The sequence below is a fragment of the Klebsiella sp. GG_Kp173 genome, from assembly GCF_040062415.1.
GTDB lineage: Bacteria > Pseudomonadota > Gammaproteobacteria > Enterobacterales > Enterobacteriaceae > Klebsiella > Klebsiella quasipneumoniae.
In genome coordinates this window covers 45,300-67,056 of record NZ_JBEAFZ010000009.1, presented here as the reverse complement: position 1 = coordinate 67,056, position 21,757 = coordinate 45,300, and the positions used below count along the sequence as shown (strand labels likewise).

Annotated in this window: 21 protein-coding genes; 13 read left to right on the top strand and 8 right to left on the bottom strand. The window is 59.9% G+C overall.

The genetic code is table 11. The annotated features are described in order from the left end of the window. The first annotated feature begins 254 nt into the window (after nucleotides 1–254). On the top strand, nucleotides 255–1,556 hold the full coding sequence (rstB, locus tag ABLU50_RS07845; protein WP_004887061.1) for a two-component system sensor histidine kinase RstB: 1,302 nt from the start codon (nucleotides 255–257) through the stop codon (nucleotides 1,554–1,556). A gap of 75 nt (nucleotides 1,557–1,631) precedes the next feature. After that, nucleotides 1,632–2,564, top strand: coding sequence for a DNA replication terminus site-binding protein (gene tus / locus ABLU50_RS07840; protein WP_087832870.1), 933 nt, complete (start codon nucleotides 1,632–1,634; stop codon nucleotides 2,562–2,564). Here the strand turns inward: tus and fumC are convergent. Together fumC and fumA are read right to left on the bottom strand one after the other, a co-directional pair. Then, nucleotides 2,554–3,954, bottom strand: coding sequence for a class II fumarate hydratase (fumC, locus tag ABLU50_RS07835; protein ID WP_004887066.1), 1,401 nt, complete (start codon nucleotides 3,952–3,954; stop codon nucleotides 2,554–2,556). The two genes, tus and fumC, sit on opposite strands and share 11 nt — an antisense overlap. Nucleotides 3,955–4,096: 142 nt before the next feature. Further along, on the bottom strand, nucleotides 4,097–5,743 hold the full coding sequence (fumA, locus tag ABLU50_RS07830) for a class I fumarate hydratase FumA (protein ID WP_087832869.1): 1,647 nt from the start codon (nucleotides 5,741–5,743) through the stop codon (nucleotides 4,097–4,099). Nucleotides 5,744–5,943: 200 nt separating this feature from the next. Between fumA and manA the strand changes: the two genes are divergently transcribed. Continuing rightward, entirely contained in the window at nucleotides 5,944–7,122 is a 1,179-nt protein-coding gene (gene manA, locus ABLU50_RS07825; RefSeq protein ID WP_087832868.1) for a mannose-6-phosphate isomerase, read from the top strand. An 86-nt stretch (nucleotides 7,123–7,208) separates the two neighbouring features. Further along, nucleotides 7,209–8,768: a YdgA family protein gene (locus tag ABLU50_RS07820; protein WP_087832867.1), complete on the top strand. Its 1,560-nt coding sequence runs from the start codon at nucleotides 7,209–7,211 to the stop codon at nucleotides 8,766–8,768. Nucleotides 8,769–8,807: 39 nt separating this feature from the next. On the opposite strand, the gene ABLU50_RS07815 is transcribed toward ABLU50_RS07820, so the two are convergent. Then, entirely contained in the window at nucleotides 8,808–9,836 is a 1,029-nt protein-coding gene (locus tag ABLU50_RS07815) for a Mal regulon transcriptional regulator MalI (RefSeq protein ID WP_048334909.1), read from the bottom strand. A 173-nt stretch (nucleotides 9,837–10,009) separates the two neighbouring features. On the opposite strand from ABLU50_RS07815, the gene malX reads away from it, so the two are divergent. Together malX and ABLU50_RS07805 are read left to right on the top strand one after the other, a co-directional pair. Then, on the top strand, nucleotides 10,010–11,602 hold the full coding sequence (malX, locus tag ABLU50_RS07810) for a maltose/glucose-specific PTS transporter subunit IIBC (RefSeq protein ID WP_023318137.1): 1,593 nt from the start codon (nucleotides 10,010–10,012) through the stop codon (nucleotides 11,600–11,602). A 52-nt stretch (nucleotides 11,603–11,654) separates the two neighbouring features. After that, nucleotides 11,655–12,827: a MalY/PatB family protein gene (locus ABLU50_RS07805; protein WP_087832866.1), complete on the top strand. Its 1,173-nt coding sequence runs from the start codon at nucleotides 11,655–11,657 to the stop codon at nucleotides 12,825–12,827. Between the two features lie 13 nt (nucleotides 12,828–12,840). Here the strand turns inward: ABLU50_RS07805 and ABLU50_RS07800 are convergent, their stop codons facing one another. After that, the gene (locus ABLU50_RS07800; protein WP_048294707.1) at nucleotides 12,841–13,869 is read right to left on the bottom strand and encodes a CorA family divalent cation transporter; all 1,029 of its coding nucleotides are present in this window, start codon (nucleotides 13,867–13,869) and stop codon (nucleotides 12,841–12,843) included. A 308-nt stretch (nucleotides 13,870–14,177) separates the two neighbouring features. Between ABLU50_RS07800 and ydfZ the strand changes: the two genes are divergently transcribed. Continuing rightward, a complete protein-coding gene (ydfZ, locus tag ABLU50_RS07795) occupies nucleotides 14,178–14,381 on the top strand; it encodes a putative selenium delivery protein YdfZ (protein ID WP_004151566.1) in 204 nt (67 codons plus the stop codon). Nucleotides 14,382–14,451: 70 nt separating this feature from the next. Here ydfZ and ABLU50_RS07790 read toward each other — a convergent pair whose 3' ends face one another. Beyond that, nucleotides 14,452–14,931, bottom strand: a complete 480-nt coding sequence (locus tag ABLU50_RS07790) for a hypothetical protein (protein WP_075201775.1) — start codon at nucleotides 14,929–14,931, stop codon at nucleotides 14,452–14,454. Between the two features lie 238 nt (nucleotides 14,932–15,169). Here ABLU50_RS07790 and ABLU50_RS07785 point away from each other — a divergent pair, with 238 nt between their 5' ends. The 4 genes from ABLU50_RS07785 to ABLU50_RS07770 all read left to right on the top strand — a co-directional run bounded on the left by ABLU50_RS07785 (nucleotide 15,170) and on the right by ABLU50_RS07770 (nucleotide 17,715). Then, the gene (locus tag ABLU50_RS07785) at nucleotides 15,170–15,532 is read left to right on the top strand and encodes a DUF1304 domain-containing protein (protein ID WP_087832865.1); all 363 of its coding nucleotides are present in this window, start codon (nucleotides 15,170–15,172) and stop codon (nucleotides 15,530–15,532) included. Between the two features lie 103 nt (nucleotides 15,533–15,635). Further along, nucleotides 15,636–16,847, top strand: a complete 1,212-nt coding sequence (gene yedE, locus ABLU50_RS07780) for a selenium metabolism membrane protein YedE/FdhT (RefSeq protein ID WP_087832864.1) — start codon at nucleotides 15,636–15,638, stop codon at nucleotides 16,845–16,847. Continuing rightward, nucleotides 16,844–17,077, top strand: coding sequence for a sulfurtransferase-like selenium metabolism protein YedF (gene yedF, locus ABLU50_RS07775; RefSeq protein WP_004204092.1), 234 nt, complete (start codon nucleotides 16,844–16,846; stop codon nucleotides 17,075–17,077). Before yedE ends, yedF begins: the two co-directional genes overlap by 4 nt. 245 nt (nucleotides 17,078–17,322) lie before the next feature. Next, complete coding sequence (locus tag ABLU50_RS07770; RefSeq protein WP_087832863.1) at nucleotides 17,323–17,715, top strand: DUF1398 domain-containing protein; 393 nt, start codon at nucleotides 17,323–17,325, stop codon at nucleotides 17,713–17,715. A gap of 39 nt (nucleotides 17,716–17,754) precedes the next feature. On the opposite strand, the gene ABLU50_RS07765 is transcribed toward ABLU50_RS07770, so the two are convergent. Further along, the gene (locus ABLU50_RS07765; protein WP_002903230.1) at nucleotides 17,755–17,913 is read right to left on the bottom strand and encodes a YqaE/Pmp3 family membrane protein; all 159 of its coding nucleotides are present in this window, start codon (nucleotides 17,911–17,913) and stop codon (nucleotides 17,755–17,757) included. A gap of 282 nt (nucleotides 17,914–18,195) precedes the next feature. Between ABLU50_RS07765 and gap the strand changes: the two genes are divergently transcribed. Then, on the top strand, nucleotides 18,196–19,194 hold the full coding sequence (gene gap / locus ABLU50_RS07760) for a type I glyceraldehyde-3-phosphate dehydrogenase (RefSeq protein ID WP_348864656.1): 999 nt from the start codon (nucleotides 18,196–18,198) through the stop codon (nucleotides 19,192–19,194). A 48-nt stretch (nucleotides 19,195–19,242) separates the two neighbouring features. On the opposite strand, the gene aldA is transcribed toward gap, so the two are convergent. Beyond that, complete coding sequence (gene aldA, locus ABLU50_RS07755) at nucleotides 19,243–20,682, bottom strand: aldehyde dehydrogenase (protein WP_087832861.1); 1,440 nt, start codon at nucleotides 20,680–20,682, stop codon at nucleotides 19,243–19,245. Here aldA and ABLU50_RS07750 point away from each other — a divergent pair. Next, nucleotides 20,681–20,818, top strand: coding sequence for a hypothetical protein (locus ABLU50_RS07750; protein ID WP_032425978.1), 138 nt, complete (start codon nucleotides 20,681–20,683; stop codon nucleotides 20,816–20,818). The genes aldA and ABLU50_RS07750 overlap by 2 nt on opposite strands. Nucleotides 20,819–20,879: 61 nt before the next feature. Here ABLU50_RS07750 and ABLU50_RS07745 read toward each other — a convergent pair whose 3' ends face one another. Next, the gene (locus tag ABLU50_RS07745) at nucleotides 20,880–21,680 is read right to left on the bottom strand and encodes a YdcF family protein (protein WP_087832860.1); all 801 of its coding nucleotides are present in this window, start codon (nucleotides 21,678–21,680) and stop codon (nucleotides 20,880–20,882) included. Between the last annotated feature and the right edge of the window lie 77 nt (nucleotides 21,681–21,757).

Here is a 21,757-nt window from a genome sequence, read left to right as displayed (position 1 = left end):
GCGCGCAGAATACGCTGGCCACAATCCTGGCCTCATGCAGACGTAAGCCCGCAATGAGTGACACTGTCACATTTTTAACGACGTCGCTCCCCCCGGCTGGCTATTGTCAGGGGGCATAAACCCTGCTTTGATAGCGTATCGGTTATGCCCGCGCGGGCTTCGGCTCGCCCCGGTAAATCCGTGACGTTTTCGCCCTGCCCTGCAGATGGTCCGGGGCGCCGGCAGGTTTCTCTTTTTGAATATGCGGTAATGTAATGAAAAAGCTGTTCGTGCAGTTCTATCTTCTGCTCTTCGTCTGCTTTCTGGTGATGACCATGCTGGTGGGCCTGGTCTATAAATTTACCGCTGAACGCGCCGGAAGGCAGTCGCTTGACGATCTGATGAAAAGCTCACTGTATTTGATGCGCAGCGAGCTGCGGGAAATCCCGCCTCGCGACTGGAGCAAGACGCTTAAAGAGCTGGACCTTAATCTGTCGTTCGACCTGCACATCGAGCCGATGAGCAAATTTAAATTGTCGGAAAGCTCGATGCAGCACCTGCGCGCTGGGGATATTGTCGCGCTCGACGACCAGTACACCTTTATCCAGCGCATCCCCCGCAGCCACTATGTGTTATCCGTGGGTCCGGTACCCTATCTCTATTTTCTGCATGAAATGCGCCTGCTGGACGTGGCGCTGATGGCGTTTATCGCTATCTCGCTGGCCTTCCCGGTGTTTATCTGGATGCGTCCGCACTGGCAGGACATGCTGCGCATTGAGACCGCCGCCCAGCGCTTTGGCGAAGGCCACCTCAGCGAGCGTATTCATTTTGACAGCATGTCCAGCTTTGAGCGGCTCGGGGTGGCCTTTAACCAGATGGCCGACAACATTAACGCCCTCATTGCCAGCAAAAAGCAGCTGATTGACGGCATCGCCCATGAGCTCAGGACGCCTCTGGTGCGCCTGCGCTACCGTCTGGAGATGAGCGAAAACCTCACCGAGGCGGAATCACAGGCGCTAAACCGTGATATCGGCCAGCTGGAAGCGCTCATTGAAGAGCTCCTGACCTACGCCCGTCTCGACCGTCCGCAGACGGAGCTCAGCCTGACCACCCCCGATTTTCCCGCCTGGATCAGCGACCACGTCGAGGATATCCAGATGGTCAACCCGCAGCGCGAGGTCTGCCTGGCGACGCTGACCCGCGGCAACTATGGCGCGCTGGATATGCGGTTGATGGAGCGGGTGCTGGATAATCTGGTGAATAACGCCCTGCGCTACAGCAGTCAGCGGGTGGCGGTCAGCCTGACCCTGCAGGGTGCCCGCGCGTCGTTGCAGGTCGACGATGACGGCCCGGGCATTGCCCCCGAGGAGCGCGAGCGGGTGTTCGAACCTTTTGTTCGTCTAGACCCCAGCCGCGATCGGGCGACCGGAGGTTGCGGCCTCGGCCTGGCCATCGTCCACAGTATCGCCCAGGCGATGGGGGGCGAGGTTCGCTGCGAGGCCAGTCCTCTCGGCGGCGCCCGCTTCTGCTTTAGCTGGCCGGTCTATCATCAGTTGCCCGATTTTACCTCTGCCTGAATAAAACTTGCGCAGCGGCCGCGGGCTGGGTATGCTGTAAAAATCGAATAGTATGTTGTAACTAAGGTGAATGCGATGGCCAGCTACGACCTCGTTGAACGTCTGAATGATACCTTTCGCCAGATCGAGCTGGAGCTGCAGGCGCTGCGCCAGGCGTTAACGACCTGTCGACTGCTGGCGGGCCGGGTGTTTGAGCTGCCGGCAATCAGTAAAGATGCCGAGCATGACCCGCTGGCGAACATTACTGTCGTCCAGCACACCGGGGAGGCGGCGCTGGATCTCGCCCTGCGACACTATGGCCATCTGTTTATCCAGCAGCAATCGGAAACCCGCAGCAGCAAAGCCGCCGTCCGCCTGCCGGGTGCTATCTGCCTGCAGGTCACCGCCGCGGAACAGCAGGCGCTGCTGGCGCGCATTCAGCAGATCAACGCCCTTAAGGCCACCTTCGAGAAAATCGTCACCGTCGACTCTGGCCTGCCCCCCACCGCCCGCTTTGAGTGGGTGCATCGCCATCTGCCTGGATTAATTACCCTCAGCGCCTATCGCACGCTAACGCCCCTTCTCGACCCGAGCACTATCCGCTTCGGTTGGGCCAATAAGCACGTGATCAAAAACCTGACCCGCGACCAGGTGTTGATGATGCTGGAGAAAAGCCTGCAATCGCCGCGGGCGGTGCCGCCCTGGACCCGCGAGCAGTGGCAGAGCAAACTGGAGAGGGAGTATCAGGATATCGCTGCCCTGCCGCAGCGGGCGCGGCTGAAAATTAAACGGCCGGTGAAAGTGCAGCCGATTGCCCGCGTCTGGTATGCCAGCGAGCAGAAACAGGTGCAGTACGCCTGCCCCAGCCCGCTGATCGCCCTGATATCCGGCAGCCAGGGGGTCAGCGTGCCGGATATGGGCGAATTGCTCAACTACGATGCCGACAACGTGCAATACCGCTACAAACCGGAGGCGCAGTCGCTGAGATTACTGATTCCTCGTCTGCACCTCTGGCTGGCTAGCGAGTAGCCAGGCTGCCGACCATCAGCTCCGGGCGCACCCAGCTGTCGAATTCGGCTTCCGTCAGGTAGCCCAGCGCCAGCGCCGAGGCCTTCAGGGTCAGCCCCTCATGGTGCGCTTTTTTGGCGATCTCCGCCGCTTTATCATAGCCGATATGGGTATTCAGCGCGGTCACCAGCATCAGCGACTCGTTGAGCAGCTGGTTGATCCGCTCGCGATTCGGCTCAATCCCCACCGCACAGTGCTCGTTAAAGCTCGCCATGCCGTCCGCCAGCAGACGCACCGACTGCAGGAAGTTGTGAATGACCATCGGCCGATAGACGTTGAGCTCGAAGTTACCCGAGGCGCCGCCGATATTCACTGCCACGTCGTTACCCATCACCTGGCAGCAGACCATGGTCAGGGCTTCGCACTGCGTCGGGTTGACTTTGCCGGGCATAATCGATGACCCGGGCTCGTTTTCCGGGATGGCGATTTCCCCAATCCCGCAGCGCGGCCCGGAGGCCAGCCAGCGGACATCGTTAGCGATTTTCATCAGCGAGGCCGCCAGACCTTTCAGCGCGCCGTGGGCATGGACCAGGGCATCGACGGTGGCCAGCGCTTCGAATTTGTTCGGCGCGGTGACAAACGGCTGTCCGCTGAGTGAGGCCAGTTCGGCCGCCACCCGCACGGCATATTCCGGATGGGTATTCAGCCCGGTCCCCACCGCCGTCCCGCCCAGCGCCAGCTCGGCGAGATGCGGCTGGCTGGCGTCAAGATGCTTCAGGTTATGGTCCAGCATCGCCACCCAGCCGGAGATTTCCTGGCCTAAGGTGAGCGGCGTGGCGTCCTGCAGATGGGTGCGACCGATCTTAACGATATCCCTGAAGGCCACCGCTTTTTCGTTGAGCGTGGCCCGCAGCGCCTGCAGCGGCGGGAGCAATTTTTCCCGCAGGGCAATCAGCGCCGCGACGTGCATGGCGGTGGGGAACACATCATTCGAGCTTTGGCTTTTATTGACATCGTCATTGGGATGGATTTTTCGCGCCATCCCCCGCTCACCGCCGAGCAGTTCACTGGCGCGGTTGGCCAGCACCTCGTTCATATTCATATTGCTCTGGGTGCCGGAACCGGTCTGCCAGATAGCCAGCGGAAACTCCTGGGGGTGTTTTCCGGCCAGCACTTCGTCAGCGGCGGCGACGATCGCCCCGGCTTTCTCCGGCGTCAGCAGGCCAAGATCCTGATTGACCTTCGCCGCCGCCCGCTTGGTCAGCGCGAGGGCATATATCAGCTCTCCGGGCATTTTTTCGGTCGAGATGCGGAAATGCTCCAGAGAACGCTGGGTCTGGGCGCCCCAGAGTTTATCGGCCGGGACGTCGATGGCGCCCATCGAGTCTTTTTCACTGCGATGCGTTGTCATTACTTTCTCCTTGGATGAAAAGTGCGTCATAGCGACAAAGCTCACCTGCTTAAAAGAGTAAGTATTGGCCAGATTGAAAAGTTGTTTTGGTGGTTCGTGCCGCGAAGCGGCATAAAAAAACCGCCCCGAAGGGCGGCCAGGTTTACTTCACGCAGCGGGCGCACTGCGACGTCTGGATCTGCTGGAAGAAGTCGTTGCCTTTATCATCGACGAGAATAAACGCCGGGAAGTCTTCCACGTCGATTTTCCAGATAGCCTCCATCCCCAGTTCCGGATACGCCACGCACTCAAGGCTGCGGATGCTCTGCTGAGCCAGTACCGCCGCCGGGCCGCCGATGCTGCCGAGGTAGAAGCCGCCGTGCTTGTGGCAGGCATCGGTGACCTGCTGGCTGCGGTTGCCTTTCGCCAGCATGATCTTGCTCGCGCCGTGGGACTGCAGCAGATCGACGTATGAGTCCATGCGCCCTGCGGTAGTCGGGCCGAGGGAGCCGGAGGCGTAACCGTCCGGCGTCTTGGCCGGGCCGGCGTAGTAGATCGGGTGATCTTTCACGTACTGCGGCAGGGCTTCGCCATTATCAATAAGCTCTTTCAGCTTGGCGTGGGCGATATCGCGGGCCACGATAATAGTGCCGCTCAGCGACAGACGCGTGGACACCGGGTACTGCGACAGTAGCGCCAGGATCTCGCTCATCGGCTGGTTAAGATTCACTTTCACCGCTTCGCCTTCCCCGGCCTGGCGCAGATGCTCAGGGATATATTTCCCCGGATTGCTCTCCAGCTTCTCAATCCAGATGCCGTCGCGGTTGATTTTGGCTTTGATGTTGCGGTCGGCGGAACAGGAGACGCCCATCCCTACCGGACAGGAAGCGCCGTGACGCGGCAGACGGATCACGCGGATATCGTGGGCGAAATATTTGCCGCCGAACTGCGCGCCGAGGCCGAGGTTCTGCGCTTCTACCAGCAGCTCCTGCTCCAGCTGAATGTCGCGGAAAGCCTGCCCATGTTCGTTACCTTCGGTCGGCAGGCCATCGTAGTATTTGGTGGAGGCCAGCTTGACGGTTTTCAGCGTCGCTTCCGCCGAAGTCCCGCCGATGACAAAGGCGATATGGTACGGCGGACAAGCGGCGGTCCCCAGGGTGCGCATCTTCTCGACCAGATAGTTTTTCAGCTTCGCCGGGGTGATCAGCGCTTTGGTTTCCTGGTACAGATAGGTTTTGTTAGCCGAGCCGCCGCCCTTGGCGATGCAGAGGAATTTATACTCATCGCCATCGGTAGCATAGAGGTCAATCTGCGCCGGCAGGTTGGTGCCGGTGTTGACCTCTTTATACATATCCAGCGGGGCGTTCTGCGAATAGCGCAGGTTGTCCTGGATATAGGTGTTGTACACCCCCTGCGCCAGGGCGGCCTCATCGCCTCCGCCGGTCCAGACGCGCTGGCCTTTTTTACCCATGATGATCGCGGTGCCGGTGTCCTGACAGGTGGGCAGAATGCCTTTGGCGGCGATATCGGAGTTGCGCAGGAACTGCAGGGCGACGTATTTGTCGTTTTCGCTGGCTTCCGGGTCGTTCAGGATATCCGCCACCTGCTGCTGATGCGCCGGGCGAAGCATAAAGGAGGCGTCGTGGAAGGCATGTTGCGCCAGAAGGGTCAGCGCCTGAGGGTCAACTTTTAGCACTTCCTGGCCGGCAAATTCGGCGACGGAGACGTAATCACTGCTGAGGAGATAATACTCGGTGTCATCCTTTTTGAGGGGAAAAGGATCCTGGTAAACAAACGGTTTATTCGACATTGTACTCTCACTTACTGCTTTGGCTGATTATGTTTCAGGCAGGGACTCCATGTGCCTGTAGAAAAGCGAGTCGATCAATCTTACACAATTTTTTAACAAAAACTGAGACAGGGACGACTTTTTCTTTCAGCAGTTGCTTCTCCAGCGTTTGCTGGTTTAATAGGGCGATAATTTTACTTTGATTGATACAGGGAATGAGAATGCAAAAGCTGATCAACGCCGTACAGAACTATGCCTGGGGAAGCCATACCGCCTTAACTGAACTGTATGGCATCGCCAACCCGGACAACCAGCCGATGGCAGAGCTGTGGATGGGGGCGCATCCGAAGAGCAGCTCGCAGGTCCTGACGGCCGATGGCCAGCCGCGTTCGCTGCGCGAGGTGATTGACGCGGATAAAGCCGCCCTGCTCGGCGACAAAGTGGCGCAACGCTTCGGTGAGCTGCCGTTCCTGTTTAAAGTGCTGTGCGCCGCGCAGCCTCTCTCCATTCAGGTCCATCCTAACAAGCAGGCCTCCGAAGAGGGTTTCGCCCGCGAGAACGCCGCCGGCATCCCCCTCTCCGCCGCCGAACGTAACTACAAAGATCCGAACCACAAGCCGGAGCTGGTCTTCGCCCTGACCCCGTTCCTGGCGATGAACGCGTTTCGCGAGTTCAGCGAAATTGTCAGCCTGCTGCAGCCGGTGGCCAACGCACACCCGGCGATCGGCGCCTTCCTGCAGCAGCCGGACGCGACTCGCCTGAGCCAGCTGTTTGCCAGCCTGCTGAATATGCAGGGCGAGGAAAAAGCCCAGGCGCTGCAGGCGCTGCGCGAGGTGCTGGACCGTGAGCAGGGCGAACCGTGGCAGACCATCCGCCTGATCGCGGAATTCTATCCCGAGGACAGCGGCCTCTTCTCCCCACTGCTGCTGAACGTGGTGAAGCTGAATCCTGGCGAAGCGATGTTCCTGTTTGCCGAAACGCCGCACGCTTATCTGCAAGGGGTAGCGCTGGAGGTGATGGCCAACTCGGATAACGTGCTCCGTGCCGGCCTGACGCCGAAGTACATTGATATCCCTGAGCTGGTGGCCAACGTTAAGTTCGAGGCTAAACCGGCGGGTGAGCTGCTGACCCAGCCGCAGCGCCACGGCGCGGAACTGGACTTTCCGATCCCGGTGGAAGATTTTGCCTTCTCGCTGCACGATCTCTCCACCGAGGCCAGCGATCTGGCCCAGGCGAGCGCGGCGATCGTTTTCTGCGTCGACGGCGAAGCCGTGCTGCGCAAAGGCGACCAGAGCCTGACCCTCAAGCCGGGCGAATCGGCCTTTGTGGCCGCCAATGAATCGCCGGTGCAGGTCAGCGGCCATGGCCGCGTGGCGCGCGTGTTCAATAAGCTCCAGTAAACGACTGACCTTTCAGGTCGCGCTTACTGATTATGACAAGTCAGCCAGGCGGTCTCTCCGCCTGGCTTCATTTATGGACAAATGCTATGAAAAAATCGCTGGTCGCAGCAGGAATCATCGTGGCGCTGGGCGTGGTATGGACAGGCGGCGCCTGGTACACCGGCAAACAGCTGGAAGGCCGAATTGCCGATATGGTGCAGCAGGCTAACGCGCAGCTACGCAGCAGCGCGCCGGAGTCAGGTCTGGAGCTGAGCTATCAGGACTACCAGCGCGGGCTGTTCAGCAGCCATCTGCAGCTGGTGGTGAAGCCCATCGCCGGTCAGGCTAACGGCTGGCTGGCCGCCGGACAGAGCGTGGTGCTTGACGAGGTGGTCGATCACGGCCCCTTCCCGCTGGCCTCGTTAAAAACCTTTAATCTGGCTCCGGCGATGGCTTCGGTCCACACCACGCTGGTGAAAAACGACGCCAGCCAGGCGCTGTTCGAGATAGCCAAAGGCACTACCCCCTTCACCGTAGATACGCGCATCGCCTACAGCGGCGACAGCCAGTCGGCGATCGTTCTCAATGCCCTCGACTACGCCAAAGGGGATGAGAAAGTCACCTTCAGCGGCGGCCAGTTCCAGCTCGACGCCGATCGCGACGGCAAAAACATCAGCCTGAAGGGCCAGGCCGGCAGCGGTCAGATCGATGCCCTCAACGAATATAACCAGAAGGTGCAACTGCGCTTCGTCAACCTGACCACCGACGGCGCCACCGAGCTGGCCAGCTTCAACGAGCGTATCGGCCAGCAAAAAATGACCCTCGATAAACTGGCCATCAGCGTCGAAGGCAAAGAGCTGGCGCTGGTTGACGGCATGGCGCTGGACGGCGGCTCGACGCTGACCAAGGACGGCAAAGCCGTGAACAGCCAGGTGAACTATACCGTCAACAGCCTTAAGCTGCAGGGTCAGGATATGGGCAGCGGCAAACTGACGCTGAAAGTGGATAACGTCGACGGTCAGGCGTGGCACCAGTTCAGCCAGCAGTACAGCGCGCAGTCTCAGGCGCTGCTGGCGAAGCCAGAGCTGGCGCAGAACCCGGAGCTGTACCAGCAGGCGCTTACCGAAACCCTGTTCAATGCGCTGCCGATCCTGCTTAAGGGCAATCCGTCGGTGACCATCTCCCCGCTGAGCTGGCGCAATGCCAAAGGCGAAAGCACCCTCAACCTCTCGGTTCTGCTGAAAGATCCGGCCCAGGTGACCGCTCCGCCGCAGACGCTGGCGGACAGCCTGGATCGCGTGGTGCAGTCCCTTGACGGCAAAGTGGTGATCCCGGTGGATATGGCGACGGAGTTTATGACTAAGATCGCCGGTCTGGAAGGCTACCAGCCAGCCGACGCCGCCAAACTCGCCGATCAGCAGGTCAAAGGCCTGGCGGCGATGGGCCAGATGTTCCGCATCACCACCATGGAAGATAACGCCATCAGCAGCAGCCTGCAGTACGCGAACGGCCAGGTGACGCTGAACGGCCAGAAAATGCCGCTGGAGGATTTTGCCGCGATGTTTGGTCTGGAAGCGCCTTCGCTACCGGACGGCGCGCCGCAGGACGGCCAGCCGCAGCAGGATGACGCCGCGCCTCAGCAGGACGACGCCGCCCCGCAGCCGTAACTTATCGGCTCAGGAGACGGCCACCGCGCGCCGTCTCCGTCATTTTCTCGTCACCAGCCGCGGGGGCATGATCTGGTTTCGCGTCTCGCCCGCGCCCTCCTCCAGCCGCCGCAGCATCGACTCCGCCAGCGTTTTGCCCATCTCGCGCGCCGGGGTGGTGACCCAGGTGAGCGGCAGGTCGTCAAGCGCGGCCTCGGGCACATCGGCGAACGCCGCCAGCGCCACCCGCTGCTCGAAGTAGCTGTCGACGCCATCTTCCCCGCTCTGCCTTCCAGCCCGCAGCAGTCCGAACCACGCGCCGGTCGCCACCACGTTGTTGTAGCACAACACCGCGGTGATGGTCGGATTTTGCCCCAGCAGCGCGGTCATCGCCTCCGCCGCCTGCTTCTGGCTCGACTCGCACTCCAGCACCCATTCGCTGTGAAACGGCAGACCGTATTTCAGCAAGGTGGCGCAATAGCCGCCGACCCGCTCGGCGCGGGTCAGCGACGAGCTCTGGCCGCCAAGCCAGGCGATCCGCTGATGGCCGCGGCGGATCAGATGCTCGGTCACCAGCTGCGCCGCCTGCATGTTGTCCGGGCGGATCAGGTCGACATCGTCGAGGTAGCTGGCGCGGGAAGCGAACACCAGCGGCACCCCCGCCTCCGCCGCCCGCTCGCGCAGCTCGCTGCCGCGGTCGATGGCCCCGGCGATGATCACCCCGTCCACCCCCTGCGCCGCCAGCGTATCAAACCGTTGAGCCATCTTCTCGCCGCTGCGTCCCCCCTGGGTGAGAAACACCATTTTCCCCTGCCTCTCCAGGGCATCGGTGAGGCCGGCGGTTAACTCGGCATAGAACGGTTTAGAGAGATCGCTGACGATAAGGCCAATCACCCCGCTCTGTCCGCCGCGCAGCGAGGCGGCCTGACGGTTGCGCACAAATCCCAGCTGCTCGATGGCCTGATTAACCCGCTCGCCGGTGGCGCTGGAGATGCGCCCTTTGCCGCTCAGCACCAGCGAAACGGTGCTCACGGAGACGCCGGCGGCCAGCGCTACATCATTGATGGTGATCTTTTTTGCGATTGCCATAACCTGCTGGCTGACTCCCTTGCCTGTCGATAAAACGTTTTATCATTGTGTGATCTTTATAAACCTTATTATCGCTTGAATATGTGATTTTTATCGCACTAAAAAGTGGTAAAACGTTTTATCTTGCCGTGGCGTTAGTTCTTCCCGACCACTTGAGAATCAGGAACCGTGCTATGACGGCGAAAACCGCACCAAAAATCACCTTGTGGGAATTTTTCCAGCAGCTGGGAAAAACCTTTATGCTGCCCGTGGCGTTGCTCTCGTTTTGCGGGATCATGCTGGGGATCGGCAGCTCGTTAAGCAGTCACGATGTTTTGACCCTGCTGCCGTGGCTGGATATGCCGCTGCTGCAGGCCATCTTTATCTGGATGAGCAAAGTCGGCTCCTTTGCCTTCAGCTTCCTGCCGGTGATGTTCTGTATCGCCATCCCGTTGGGGCTGGCGCGGGAGAACAAAGGCGTCGCCGCCTTCGCCGGTTTTGTCGGCTACGCGGTCATGAACCTGGCGGTCAACTTCTGGCTGACAGCGAAAGGCATTCTGCCCACCACCGACGCCGCGATCCTTAAGGCCAACAATATCCAGAACATCATCGGTATTCCATCGATCGATACCGGGATCCTCGGGGCGGTTATCGCCGGGATTATCGTCTGGCTGCTGCATGAGCGCTTTCACAACATTCGCCTGCCGGACGCCCTGGCCTTCTTCGGCGGCACTCGCTTCGTGCCGATCGTCACCACCGTGGTGCTGGGTCTGGTCGGTCTGGCGATCCCGCTGGTGTGGCCGGTCTTCGCCATGGGGATCAACGCCCTCGGGAAGATGATCAATAGCGCCGGCGATTTTGGGCCGATGATCTTCGGCACCGGCGAGCGACTGCTGCTGCCGTTTGGCCTGCACCACATCCTGGTGGCGCTGATCCGCTTCACGGAAGCCGGCGGCACCCTTGACGTCTGCGGCCACAGCGTCAGCGGCGCGCTGACCATCTTCCAGGCGCAGCTGAGCTGCCCGACCACCCACGGCTTCGCCGAAAGCGCCACCCGCTTCCTGTCGCAGGGTAAGATGCCAGCCTTCCTCGGCGGTCTGCCGGGCGCCGCGCTGGCGATGTACCACTGCGCCCGTCCGGAAAACCGGCATAAAATTAAAGGCCTGCTGATCTCCGGGGTGATCGCCTGCGTGGTGGGCGGCACCACCGAGCCGCTGGAGTTCCTGTTCCTGTTCGTGGCGCCGGTCCTGTATGTCATCCACGCCCTGCTGACCGGTCTCGGCTTTACCATCATGGCGGTGCTCGGCGTCACCATCGGCAACACCGACGGCAATATCATCGACTTCGTGGTGTTTGGCATCCTGCATGGTCTGGCGACCAAGTGGTATCTGGTGCCGGTGGTGGCGGCAATCTGGTTTGCGGCCTACTATGCCATCTTCCGCTTCGCCATCACCCGCTTCAATCTGAAAACGCCGGGCCGCGATATCGACACCGCCGCCAGCGTGGAGAAAGCGGTCGCTGGCACCATTGGTAAATCCGGGTATAACGTGCCGGCGATTCTGGCGGCCCTCGGCGGCGCCGACAACATTGTCTCGCTGGATAACTGCATTACCCGTCTGCGTCTGTCGGTACACGATATGAGCAAAGTGGACGCTGCCGCGCTGAAAGCCCACCGCGCCATCGGGGTGGTTCAGCTCAACCAGCATAATCTGCAGGTGGTGATTGGCCCGCAGGTGCAGTCGGTAAAAGATGAAATGGCCACGCTGATGAATACCGTTCAGGCCTGATCCCACCGGTCCCCTTCCGGCACGGAAGGGGACCCTCGCTAAGGAAGTTCCGATGTTTGATTTTTCCATACCCATCGACCGCCACGGCACCTGGTGCACGCAGTGGGACTATGTCGCCGACCGCTTTGGCGTCCCCGACCTGCTGCCGTTCACCATCTCCGATATGGATTTCGCCACCGCGCCCTGCATTCTCGACGCCGTCAGCCGGCGGCTGGCCCACGGCGTGTTGGGCTACAGCCGCTGGCAGAACGAGGCGTTTCTCGGGGCGATTGCCCACTGGTACGCCAGCCGCTTTCACAGCGTCATCGATCCGCAAACGGTGGTTTACGGACCGTCGGTTATTTATATGGTGGCGGAAACCATCCGCCAGTGGTCGCAAGAAGGCGACGGCGTCGTCGTCCATACTCCCGCCTACGATGCGTTCTATAACACTATCACCGCTAACCGCCGACAGATCGCCCCGGTGCCACTGACCCTGACGGACAATCACTGGCACTGCGATATGGCGCGCCTGGAAGCGGCGCTGGCGGAGCCGAAGAATACCCTGCTGCTGCTCTGCAGCCCGCACAACCCAACGGGCAAAGTCTGGCGCCGCGAGGAGCTCCAGACCATGGCGGCGCTGTGCCAAAAGCATGGCGTCAGGGTGATTAGCGACGAAATTCATATGGACATGACCTGGGGCGACCACCGTCATATCCCGTGGAGCGAGGTGGCTCAGGGGCCGTGGGCGCTGTTCACCTCCGGATCAAAGAGCTTCAATATTCCGGCCTTTACCGGGGCCTATGGCTTTATCCCTGAGGCAAACTGCCGCGACAGCTATCTGCAGGCGCTGAAAGCGCGCGATGGACTCTCGTCGCCCTCGGTGCCGGCGCTGCTGGCTCATATCGCCGCATACCGCGACGGGGCGCCCTGGCTCGACGCCCTGCGCGACTACCTGCAGGAGAACCTGCGCTTTGTGGCTGATACGCTCAATCGCGCCTTTCCTGCGCTACGCTGGCAGCCGCCGGAGGCCACCTACCTGGCGTGGATCGACCTGCGCCCCCTCAACATTGACGACCGCGCACTGCAGCAGGCGCTGATCGCCGGGCAGAAGGTGGCGATTATGCCGGGATATACCTATGGTCCCGAAGGCAATGGCTTTCTGCGCCTCAACGTCGGCTGTCCACGCGAGAAGCTGGAGCGCGGTGTCGCAGGGCTGATAGCCGCCCTGCGCAGCCTCAGTTGACGCGCGGCACTGACTACAGATCGTCACGCCGGCGGAACGCCAGGTAGCCGGCGCCGAGGGTAAAGATGCCGACAATCACCACCAGCAGGATAAACCCGTGGTGATTGCTCGCCAGCGGGATCCCGCCGACGTTCATGCCGAAGAAACCGGCCACAATGTTAATCGGTAGCGCGAGGACCGTGATCACCGTCAGGGTGTAGAGGGTGCGGTTGCTCTGCTCCAGCTGGCGGGCGCCGATCTCCTCCTGCAGCAGGCTGATGCGCTCGATCAGGCCGGACAGGTCATTAAGCACCACGCTAAACTCTTCGGTGAACTGACGAAATGCCTGCACCACCGCGCGATCCATCCACGCTGGCGGCCGGTTAAGCAGCCGGAACATTGCCGCCGGTTCCGGCGCCAGCAGCCGTTGAAAACGCAGCAGCATCCGCCGCAGCCGCGCCAGATCGGCCCGATTACGCTGCACGTGATTGCTCAGGAGCCGCTCTTCAATCAGGTCGACGTGGCGGCTGGCCTGGCGCACCACCTGCTCCAGCACCTCCTCCTGCTCCTCCAGCAAAAAGGCCAGCAGTTCAGCGGAGGTATGCACCTTAAGCGTATGCAGACGCGGCAGCATCCATTCGATAAACCGCAATGGTTTGAAACGCGCTGTCACCACCAGCTTCGGGCTACAGTAGAGCCACAGCGTGGCGGTTTCCGCGCTGGTGTCTTGCGGACGAAACAGCACGTCGTTAAGCACGGCGAACAGATTCTCCCCTTGCCGTTCAATACGGGTGGTATGCGAGCCGCTGCGGATCTCCTCAAAGAAAAAGTCCGCCACGGGAAAGTGACTGATTAGCCATTTTTCGGCGGTGGCGTGATTGAGATTAAGATGCAGCCAGATAAAGGCCTTATCGTCAGCCAGCGCCTGATAGCTGGCGCATACCTCACCAGAGGCAATAGGCTGTGGGGGGTGATCTTCATGAAACAGATAGCCATACACCAGGCCGGACACTTCCATATCAAAATCGGGCTTTAACATCTTCGCGGTGACGTCTTGACTCATGGCTCCCTCAGGACAGGCACTGGCACCGTTGATGCCCAGATAGCGCCATATTTCGCTATTTTTCGCGGACTGGCAAGGTTAATAATCCTGCCGCAAAACCGTCATCTGACGGATATATTTCGGGCTGCATGCCTGAGTCATACCCGGCGTGCTGACCAAGCGCATCGCGCGACGATCTGGCCTTCTCGCTGTGCTTTTATTGTCACTATTAAAATAATTTTGATATTCCTCAAAACTTTTTTAGGCGGGAAGCGGTATTAATTTGGCCGCTTAATCATTGCTTACCCTGGTTTATTGAGGAGGAGACCATGAAAACCTATGACCGTAATCGTAACGCTATTGCTACCGGCAGTATGGTCATGATCGCTGGTAACGGTACGACGGGCGTGATTAAAGCGATCCATGGCGAGGGGAAAACCGCCGAGCAGCTGCGTCGGGCGGACTGCGTGGAAATCGACGGCTGCGAGGGACGCTTCTGCCCGTTAGATCTGATCCGTCTCGGTTTCCATTAATCCCTGCCGTCAAGGCACCATGAGCAGGCCACCCAGCGTGGCCTCTTCTTTTTCAGGCTGATCCAGGCGCTTAGCGAAAGCTCCACTGAATACTCATCACGAAGATCGCCGGTATAATAATCCCGCCCTCGACGCCGAAGTAATCGGTAAAATTGTATTGCAGACCATGATAAATATAGGGCGAAAAACCGACGCCGGTGATTTTTTTGGCGGTGCGGTAGGTGCCTGAGTCGCCGCAGTGGCTGAAAGCGTCAAAGAAAAATTCTCCGGTATAGGCATACACCCCTTTCAGCAGCCAGCCGGTGTCGTTTTTCAGCCAGTCGCGGCGCACGCCGAGGGTCAGACAGCGATCGTCGAAGCTATTTTTCATGGTGCCGACCAGCGCGCTGTATTTTGAATCCGCTGAAAACTTGCGCTCCACCGAGAAAAAGTTGTTGTTGAAATGCTCGTTATATTGTCCGTGGTTACCGGTCATGTGATAAACATAGGAGCCGGTATTCATCGAATAAAGATTGAATTCCCCGGCCTGCGCCGACGGCATGGCAACCAACAATAGCCCGGATAACAAGATCCATAATTTATTTAACATTCAGTAACCTACGCCACACCTGTAAAAAAGAACCCGGCATACTATCACCGCGAAGCTAAACCAAAGGGCAATCAGATACACCGACGCTTTTCGCGGCAGGCAAACATGATGCTATAAGCACTATAGCAGTCGCCCTCTCGCCTGGTGAGCGCCAGCGGCTATACTGCTGACACATTCATCTTATTGATTAAGGACTGCTGTGTTAGCCACTCTCCTCGTTGCGCTGGTCGCTATTATTCATCTCGCCATCCTGGTGCTGGAGATGTTTTTCTGGGAAGCGCCCGCCGGGCGCCGGGCCTTTAACCTCAGCGTCAATTTCGCCCGGGAAAGCCGGGTGCTGGCGGCCAACCAGGGGTTGTATAACGGTTTCCTGGCCGCCGGCCTGGCGTGGGGGCTGTGGCTGGGGGCGTCGGGCGTGCAGGTGGTGATCTTTTTCCTCGCCTGCGTGCTGGCCGCTGGGATATTCGGCGCGCTGACCGCCAGCCGCAAAATTCTCTATATTCAGGCGCTGCCCGCGCTGCCCGCGCTGCTGGCGCTGCTTGCGGTGCTGGCGCAGGCGTAGGGTCTTGATCCAAAACAGAGAAAGCAGGCGCTAAGGCGGATACTATGTGCCCCCTTCGGTCGGTCATCGACCGTTAATACCTTCTGAGTTCAGAGGCATTTTTATGACATGGCAATCCTTCAAACAGGCCTGGCTTATCCGGTTCTGGTCTCCCGTCCCGGCGGTCATCGCCGCGGGCATTCTCTCAACCTACTATTTTGGCATCACCGGCACCTTCTGGGCGGTGACCGGCGAATTTACCCGCTGGGGTGGCCAGCTGCTGCAGCTGCTGGGGGTCCACAGCGAACAGTGGGGCTATTATCAGCTGATCCATCTCGACGGGACGCCGCTGACCCGCATCGACGGCAGGATGATCATCGGCATGTTCGGCGGCTGCCTGGCCGCGGCATTGTGGGCCAATAACGTCAAACTGCGCTTGCCACGCAGCCGGATCCGCATAGTGCAGGCCGTGGCCGGGGGCATCATCGCCGGGTTCGGCGCGCGGCTGGCGATGGGCTGCAACCTGGCGGCGTTTTTCACCGGCATTCCGCAGTTCTCCCTGCACGCCTGGCTGTTTGCCATCGCCACCGCCATCGGCTCCTGGTTTGGCGCTCGCTTCACCCTGCTGCCTCTATTTCGCATCCCGGTAAAAATGCAAAAGGTATCCGCCGCTTCGCCGTTAACCCAAAAACCGCTGCAGGCACGCCGCCGTTTCCGCCTGGGCATGGCGGTCTTTTTCGCCATGATCGGCTGGGGCCTGCTCACCGCCGCAGACCACCCTGCGCTCGGCCTTGCGATGCTGTTCGGCATCGGCTTCGGTCTGCTTATCGAGCGAGCGCAGATCTGCTTTACCTCCGCCTTTCGCGATATGTGGATCACCGGCCGGACGGTGATGGCGAAGGCGATAATCTTCGGCATGGCGGCGAGCGCCATCGGCATCTTCAGCTATGTGCAACTGGGGATGGCGCCGAAAATCATGTGGGCCGGTCCCAATGCGGCGATCGGCGGGCTACTGTTCGGCTTTGGCATCGTGCTGGCCGGCGGCTGTGAGACCGGCTGGATGTACCGGGCGGTGGAAGGCCAGGTTCACTACTGGTGGGTGGGGCTGGGCAACGTCATCGGCTCCACGCTGCTCGCCTGGTGCTGGGACGATATCGCCGCCCCGCTCGCCATCCACTGGCAAAAGGTCAACCTGCTGAACGCTTTTGGTCCCTTCGGCGGACTGCTGGCGACCTATCTGCTGCTGCTGATCGCCCTGCTGCTGGTGATCGCCTGGGAGAGACATTTTTTCCGCCGCCAGTCGGCAGCGGTCCGGACCGTGAAGGAGAGTGCATGAAAAACATCATCCCTGATTATCGCCTGGACATGGTCGGCGAGCCCTGCCCTTATCCGGCGGTCGCCACCCTGGAGGCGATGCCCTCCCTGCAAAAAGGCGAGATCCTCGAAGTGATAAGCGACTGTCCGCAGTCGATCAATAACATTCCGCTCGATGCCAGGAACCATGGCTATACGGTGCTGGATATTCAGCAGGATGGCCCGACCATTCGCTATCTGATCCAGAAGTAATCCCGTTTTCCCGCCGGCGACCTTCATCGCCGGCATGGATTTCCCCGTCTCGCCATGTCCTCACCATCAGATGGGCCGTGCAGGCAAACGATTGCAATAGATTGTAACACTTGAAACGGTGTTCCAGTTATCAAATAACCATTAATATAACGCGGCTATATTATTAAAATACGAATAAGTAACTTCGTGAATGGTTTCTGCCGCTACCGGCCAAAGCCGCACACAGCAATACAATAAGGATAGAAATGGAACTGCTGGCCAGGCTGGGTTATTTTTTTGAGCAAGTGCGTGCAGATGCCGATTTTGCCACCTTCGCCAATGAACTACGTCGGCACCAGGTCTCGTGTTACATCTACTTTGTCTCCACCGGCAATATGAATTTCGTGATGGCAAACGACAAGGTGATCACGATAAAAAGCGCCCGCAGCCTGCTGCGCGTGCGCAGCGCCCCCAACCAGCAGCTGACCTCGGCTGCGGTCATCCGCCATTTTGCCGGCGCCATCAACTTTGAACAATACTGTAAGGATCTCGCCAGCGCCGGGGTGTTTAAGTGGAGCGTCGACCTGCACGAGGAGACTCGCCACTACTGGTCGAAGGATAACCGGCTGCTGTATAAAGAGAGCCTGATTCCCCCCTGAGCGGGTCCCGGGGGGAAGTCTGGTTTGCGGGGCCAGCCCTTAATCGCGTGTCTGGACCCAAAAGGCGTGGATCAGGCCTGGAATATAGCCCAGTAGGGTCAAAATAATGTTGAGAATAAACGCCCAGCCGAAACCTTTCCCCAGCAGAACCCCCAGCGGCGGCAGAATGATAGTAAAAACGATTCTCCAGAATCCCATAAGTTCTCCCTTCATCTAATGTCAACATTTTACTAAGCTATTCAATAGTTAAGCATAGACGCTTTTCACCGCTTCGCCAGCAGGCAGCGCCCTCATCTCCGGTAACAAAAATTATTTCCTGCCGTCACGGATAAAAAAGTCCGCCAAAACATCCACTTTTTTGCCTCATGCTGTGGGCCTGACAGCGAACCGCACAGATTGTCAGTTGACCTGGCTGCCAGTCAGGACTAAGCCTGGAGAAGTTTTATCACATCGAGTCGTTTTACCAACCGGAGAATATCCATGAGTAAACTTGGGATTAATGGTTTTGGTCGTATCGGACGTCTGGTGTTACGCCGTTTATTAGAAGTCGACAGCAGCCTCGAGGTGGTGGCCATCAACGACCTCACCTCGCCAAAAGTGCTGGCCTACCTGTTAAAGCATGATTCAAACTACGGCCCCTTCCCGTGGAGCGTCGACTTCACGGAAGATGCGCTGATCGTCAACGGCAAGACCATCACCGTGTATGCCGAAAAAGAGGCGCAGCATATTCCGTGGCAGGCGGCGGGCGCGGAAGTGATTGTGGAGTGTACCGGGTTCTACACCTCGGCAGAGAAATCGCAGGCCCATCTTCAGGCCGGTGCACGCAAGGTACTGATTTCGGCCCCCGCCGGCGAGATGAAAACCATCGTCTATAACGTCAACGATGACACCCTGACGGCGGATGACACCATCATCTCCGTGGCCTCCTGCACCACCAACTGCCTGGCGCCAATGGCCAAAGTGCTGCAGGATGCCTTCGGCATCACCGTAGGCACCATGACCACCATCCACGCCTATACCGGCACCCAGTCGCTGGTGGACGGACCGCGCGGTAAAGATCTGCGCACCTCCAGGGCGGCGGCGGAAAACGTCATCCCGCACACCACCGGCGCGGCCAAAGCTATCGGCCTGGTGATCCCCGCCCTGAGCGGCAAGCTGAAAGGCCATGCCCAGCGCGTACCGACCAAAACCGGCTCAGTGACAGAGCTGGTGTCGGTGCTGGAGAAAAAGGTAACTGCGGATGAGGTCAATCAAGCGATGAAGCAGGCGGCCGAGGACAATGAATCCTTTGGCTATACCGAAGAAGAGATTGTCTCTTCCGATATCATCGGCAGCCATTTCGGTTCAATCTACGATGCCACCCAGCTGGAGATTGTGGAGGCCGGCGGCGTACAGCTGGTGAAAACCGTCGCCTGGTACGACAACGAATACGGTTTTGTCACCCAGCTGATCCGCGTGCTGGAGAAATTTGCCCGCTAAGTGAACGGCGGACAGCCTGCGCTGCCCGCCGATTCTGCATTGAGCGTCTCAGGCCTGCAGATAGACCACCTGGGTCTGCAGGTACTCATTCAGGCCATGGCGGCCATCTGCGCCGCCGATCCCTGATTTACGCCAGCCGGCGTGGAATCCCTGCATCGCCTCAAAGTTCTCGCGGTTGATATAGGTTTCGCCGAACTTCAGCCCCTTAATCGCCTTCATCGCCACGTTGAGATCGCGGGTGTAGATTGAGGAGGTGAGGCCATAATCGCTGTCATTGGCCATCGCCAGCGCTTCATCGAGAGTTGAAAACGCCACCACCGGCAGCACCGGACCGAAGGTTTCCTCATGGATAATATCCATCTCCTGACGCACATCCAGCAGCAGGGTCGGCGGATAAAAATAGCCTTTCCCCTCCAGCGGCTGACCGCCCAGCGCTACCCGCGCCCCCTGCGCCACCGCCTTCGCCACTTTGCGCGCCACCTGATCCCGCGCGGCAGCGTTGATCAGCGGCCCCATCGCGATGTCATCCCGCGCCGCCGGGTCGCCAAACTGCACGGCCTTCATCGCCTCGCCGAGGCGGTTGACGAAGCGGTCGTAAATCCCCTGCTGAACATAGACCCGCTCGACGCAGTTGCACACCTGCCCGGTGTTGATCACCCGCGAGTCCACCACCGCTTTCACCGCCAGATCCAGATCCGCATCGTCCATGACGATGGCCGGCGCTTTGCCGCCGAGCTCAAGGCACACTTTGGTGATATTTTTCGCCGCGGCGGCCATGATTTTCTCCCCCGCCACCACGCTGCCGGTCATGCTGACCATCGCCACCTTCGGATTGCCGGCCAGCTCCTGGCCGACGGTTTCCCCACGGCCGAGCACCAGGTTAAAGACCCCTTTCGGCAGCCCAACCTGGTGAACGATCTCGGCGAAAGCGATGGCGTTATTGGGCGTGAATTCGCTGGGCTTAATGACGATGGTATTTCCGGTGATCAGCGCCGGCGCCAGCTTGCGGGCGATAAGAAAGAACGGGAAGTTCCACGGCAGGATCCCGGTGGTCACCCCCAGCGCGCGTTTAAAGACAAGGATATTTTCCCCGGGACGGTCGCTCTGCACGATCTCCCCTTCATAACGCCGCGCCCATTCGGCCATGTAGTCGAGATAGTCGGCGGTGAACGCCACCTCCACCGCCGCCAGCTGCTGGATCTTGCCGCCTTCAGCGACGATCAGCCCGGCGATGTCATCGGCACGCTGACGGATGCCGGCGGCAATTTTGCGCAGCCAGCCCGCGCGCTCAATGGCCGGCAGCGCCTCCCAGGCCGGCTGGGCGCGCTCCGCCGCGTCAATCGCCAGCCGCGCCTCTTCCGCGGTCCCGTCCGGGATCCGCGACAGCAGCGCTTCGGTCGCCGGGTTAAGCACGTCGATCCAGCCGTCGCCGTGACCGGAAACGAACTGGCCATCAATATACATCTGGTGTTGAACGGGTGCTGTCATGGCTGCTCCTGTGGTGCATTTGTATTTAACAAGTGATTTTTTTGTTAAATATCGGGCGGATAAGCCGTGGCTTCGCAGCACGTTGGCGCAGTTTTGTGAGCTGATTCATAAAACCGGGCCAAAAATACCCGGTTGAGGTTACATTTCAATAACACAAATTGCCCGTTTGCGATAAATCTGCCGCAAACGGGCATTTATCAGCCGAGGATGCGGGCCTGCAGCGCCCCGGCGAGCCGGTCATCCTCCCGCAGCTGTCGCCAGGCGTCGAGGATCTCCGGCGGGAAAGTCACGTGGCTGATAAAGTCTTTCCCCCGTGGACCGTACCCTTCAGGGGAATCCTGCAGACGCGGCAGTTCGCCGAGCAGCAGCGCCAGGTAGCGGGTCACCGGCCACAGCCCCGCCCCGCCGCCCACGAACCCCAGCTGGCCGTCGGTCTGTTCCAGCACCGGCGTGCAGCCGGGAAAGCTCAGCCACTGCGGCGGCGTCGTCGCCCCCTGCCAGACGCGGGCGAAGGTGGCCATCGTCCGCCGCTGCATGGTGGGGTCCTGAATGACGATCCCGCGACGATGGGGGATCCCCCGACTCTCCAGCATTGTGCGAGTAAAGCGCGCGTTTTCGCCGCAGTTGGTCGACCGATCCTCCACCACCAGCCGCGGGCGAGGAATGTGCCAGAAGTCATGCGCAATATCCGCCAGAATATGCGCTTCCGGACGCCCCTCCACCGCGAGCGAACGGTAGCGCGGATCTTCGCGCACCGCCTCATACAGAAAACCGGTAGAGTGCCCAACGCCGCCGCTGATCAGCAGCGGAACCTCCTGCTCCGCCGCCAGTCGGCAGGCGGCGTCGATGGTAGGGATCACGGCGTTGCCAGCCAGCACCACCACATCCACCGCCGGCGGCGCGGTCAGCGTCGCCAGATCGTTTTGCGCCAGCCAGCCGCCGGTCAGGTTTGCCGCCGCCAGCGTCGTCGCCGACAGCGGGGGAAAGTGTTCTGCCATTCTGATCTCCTTAATCACCTCTCAGCCGCGCAGAGAGAATAGTCTGGCCATCATAAACGCCGCCTGCCGGGGCGCAA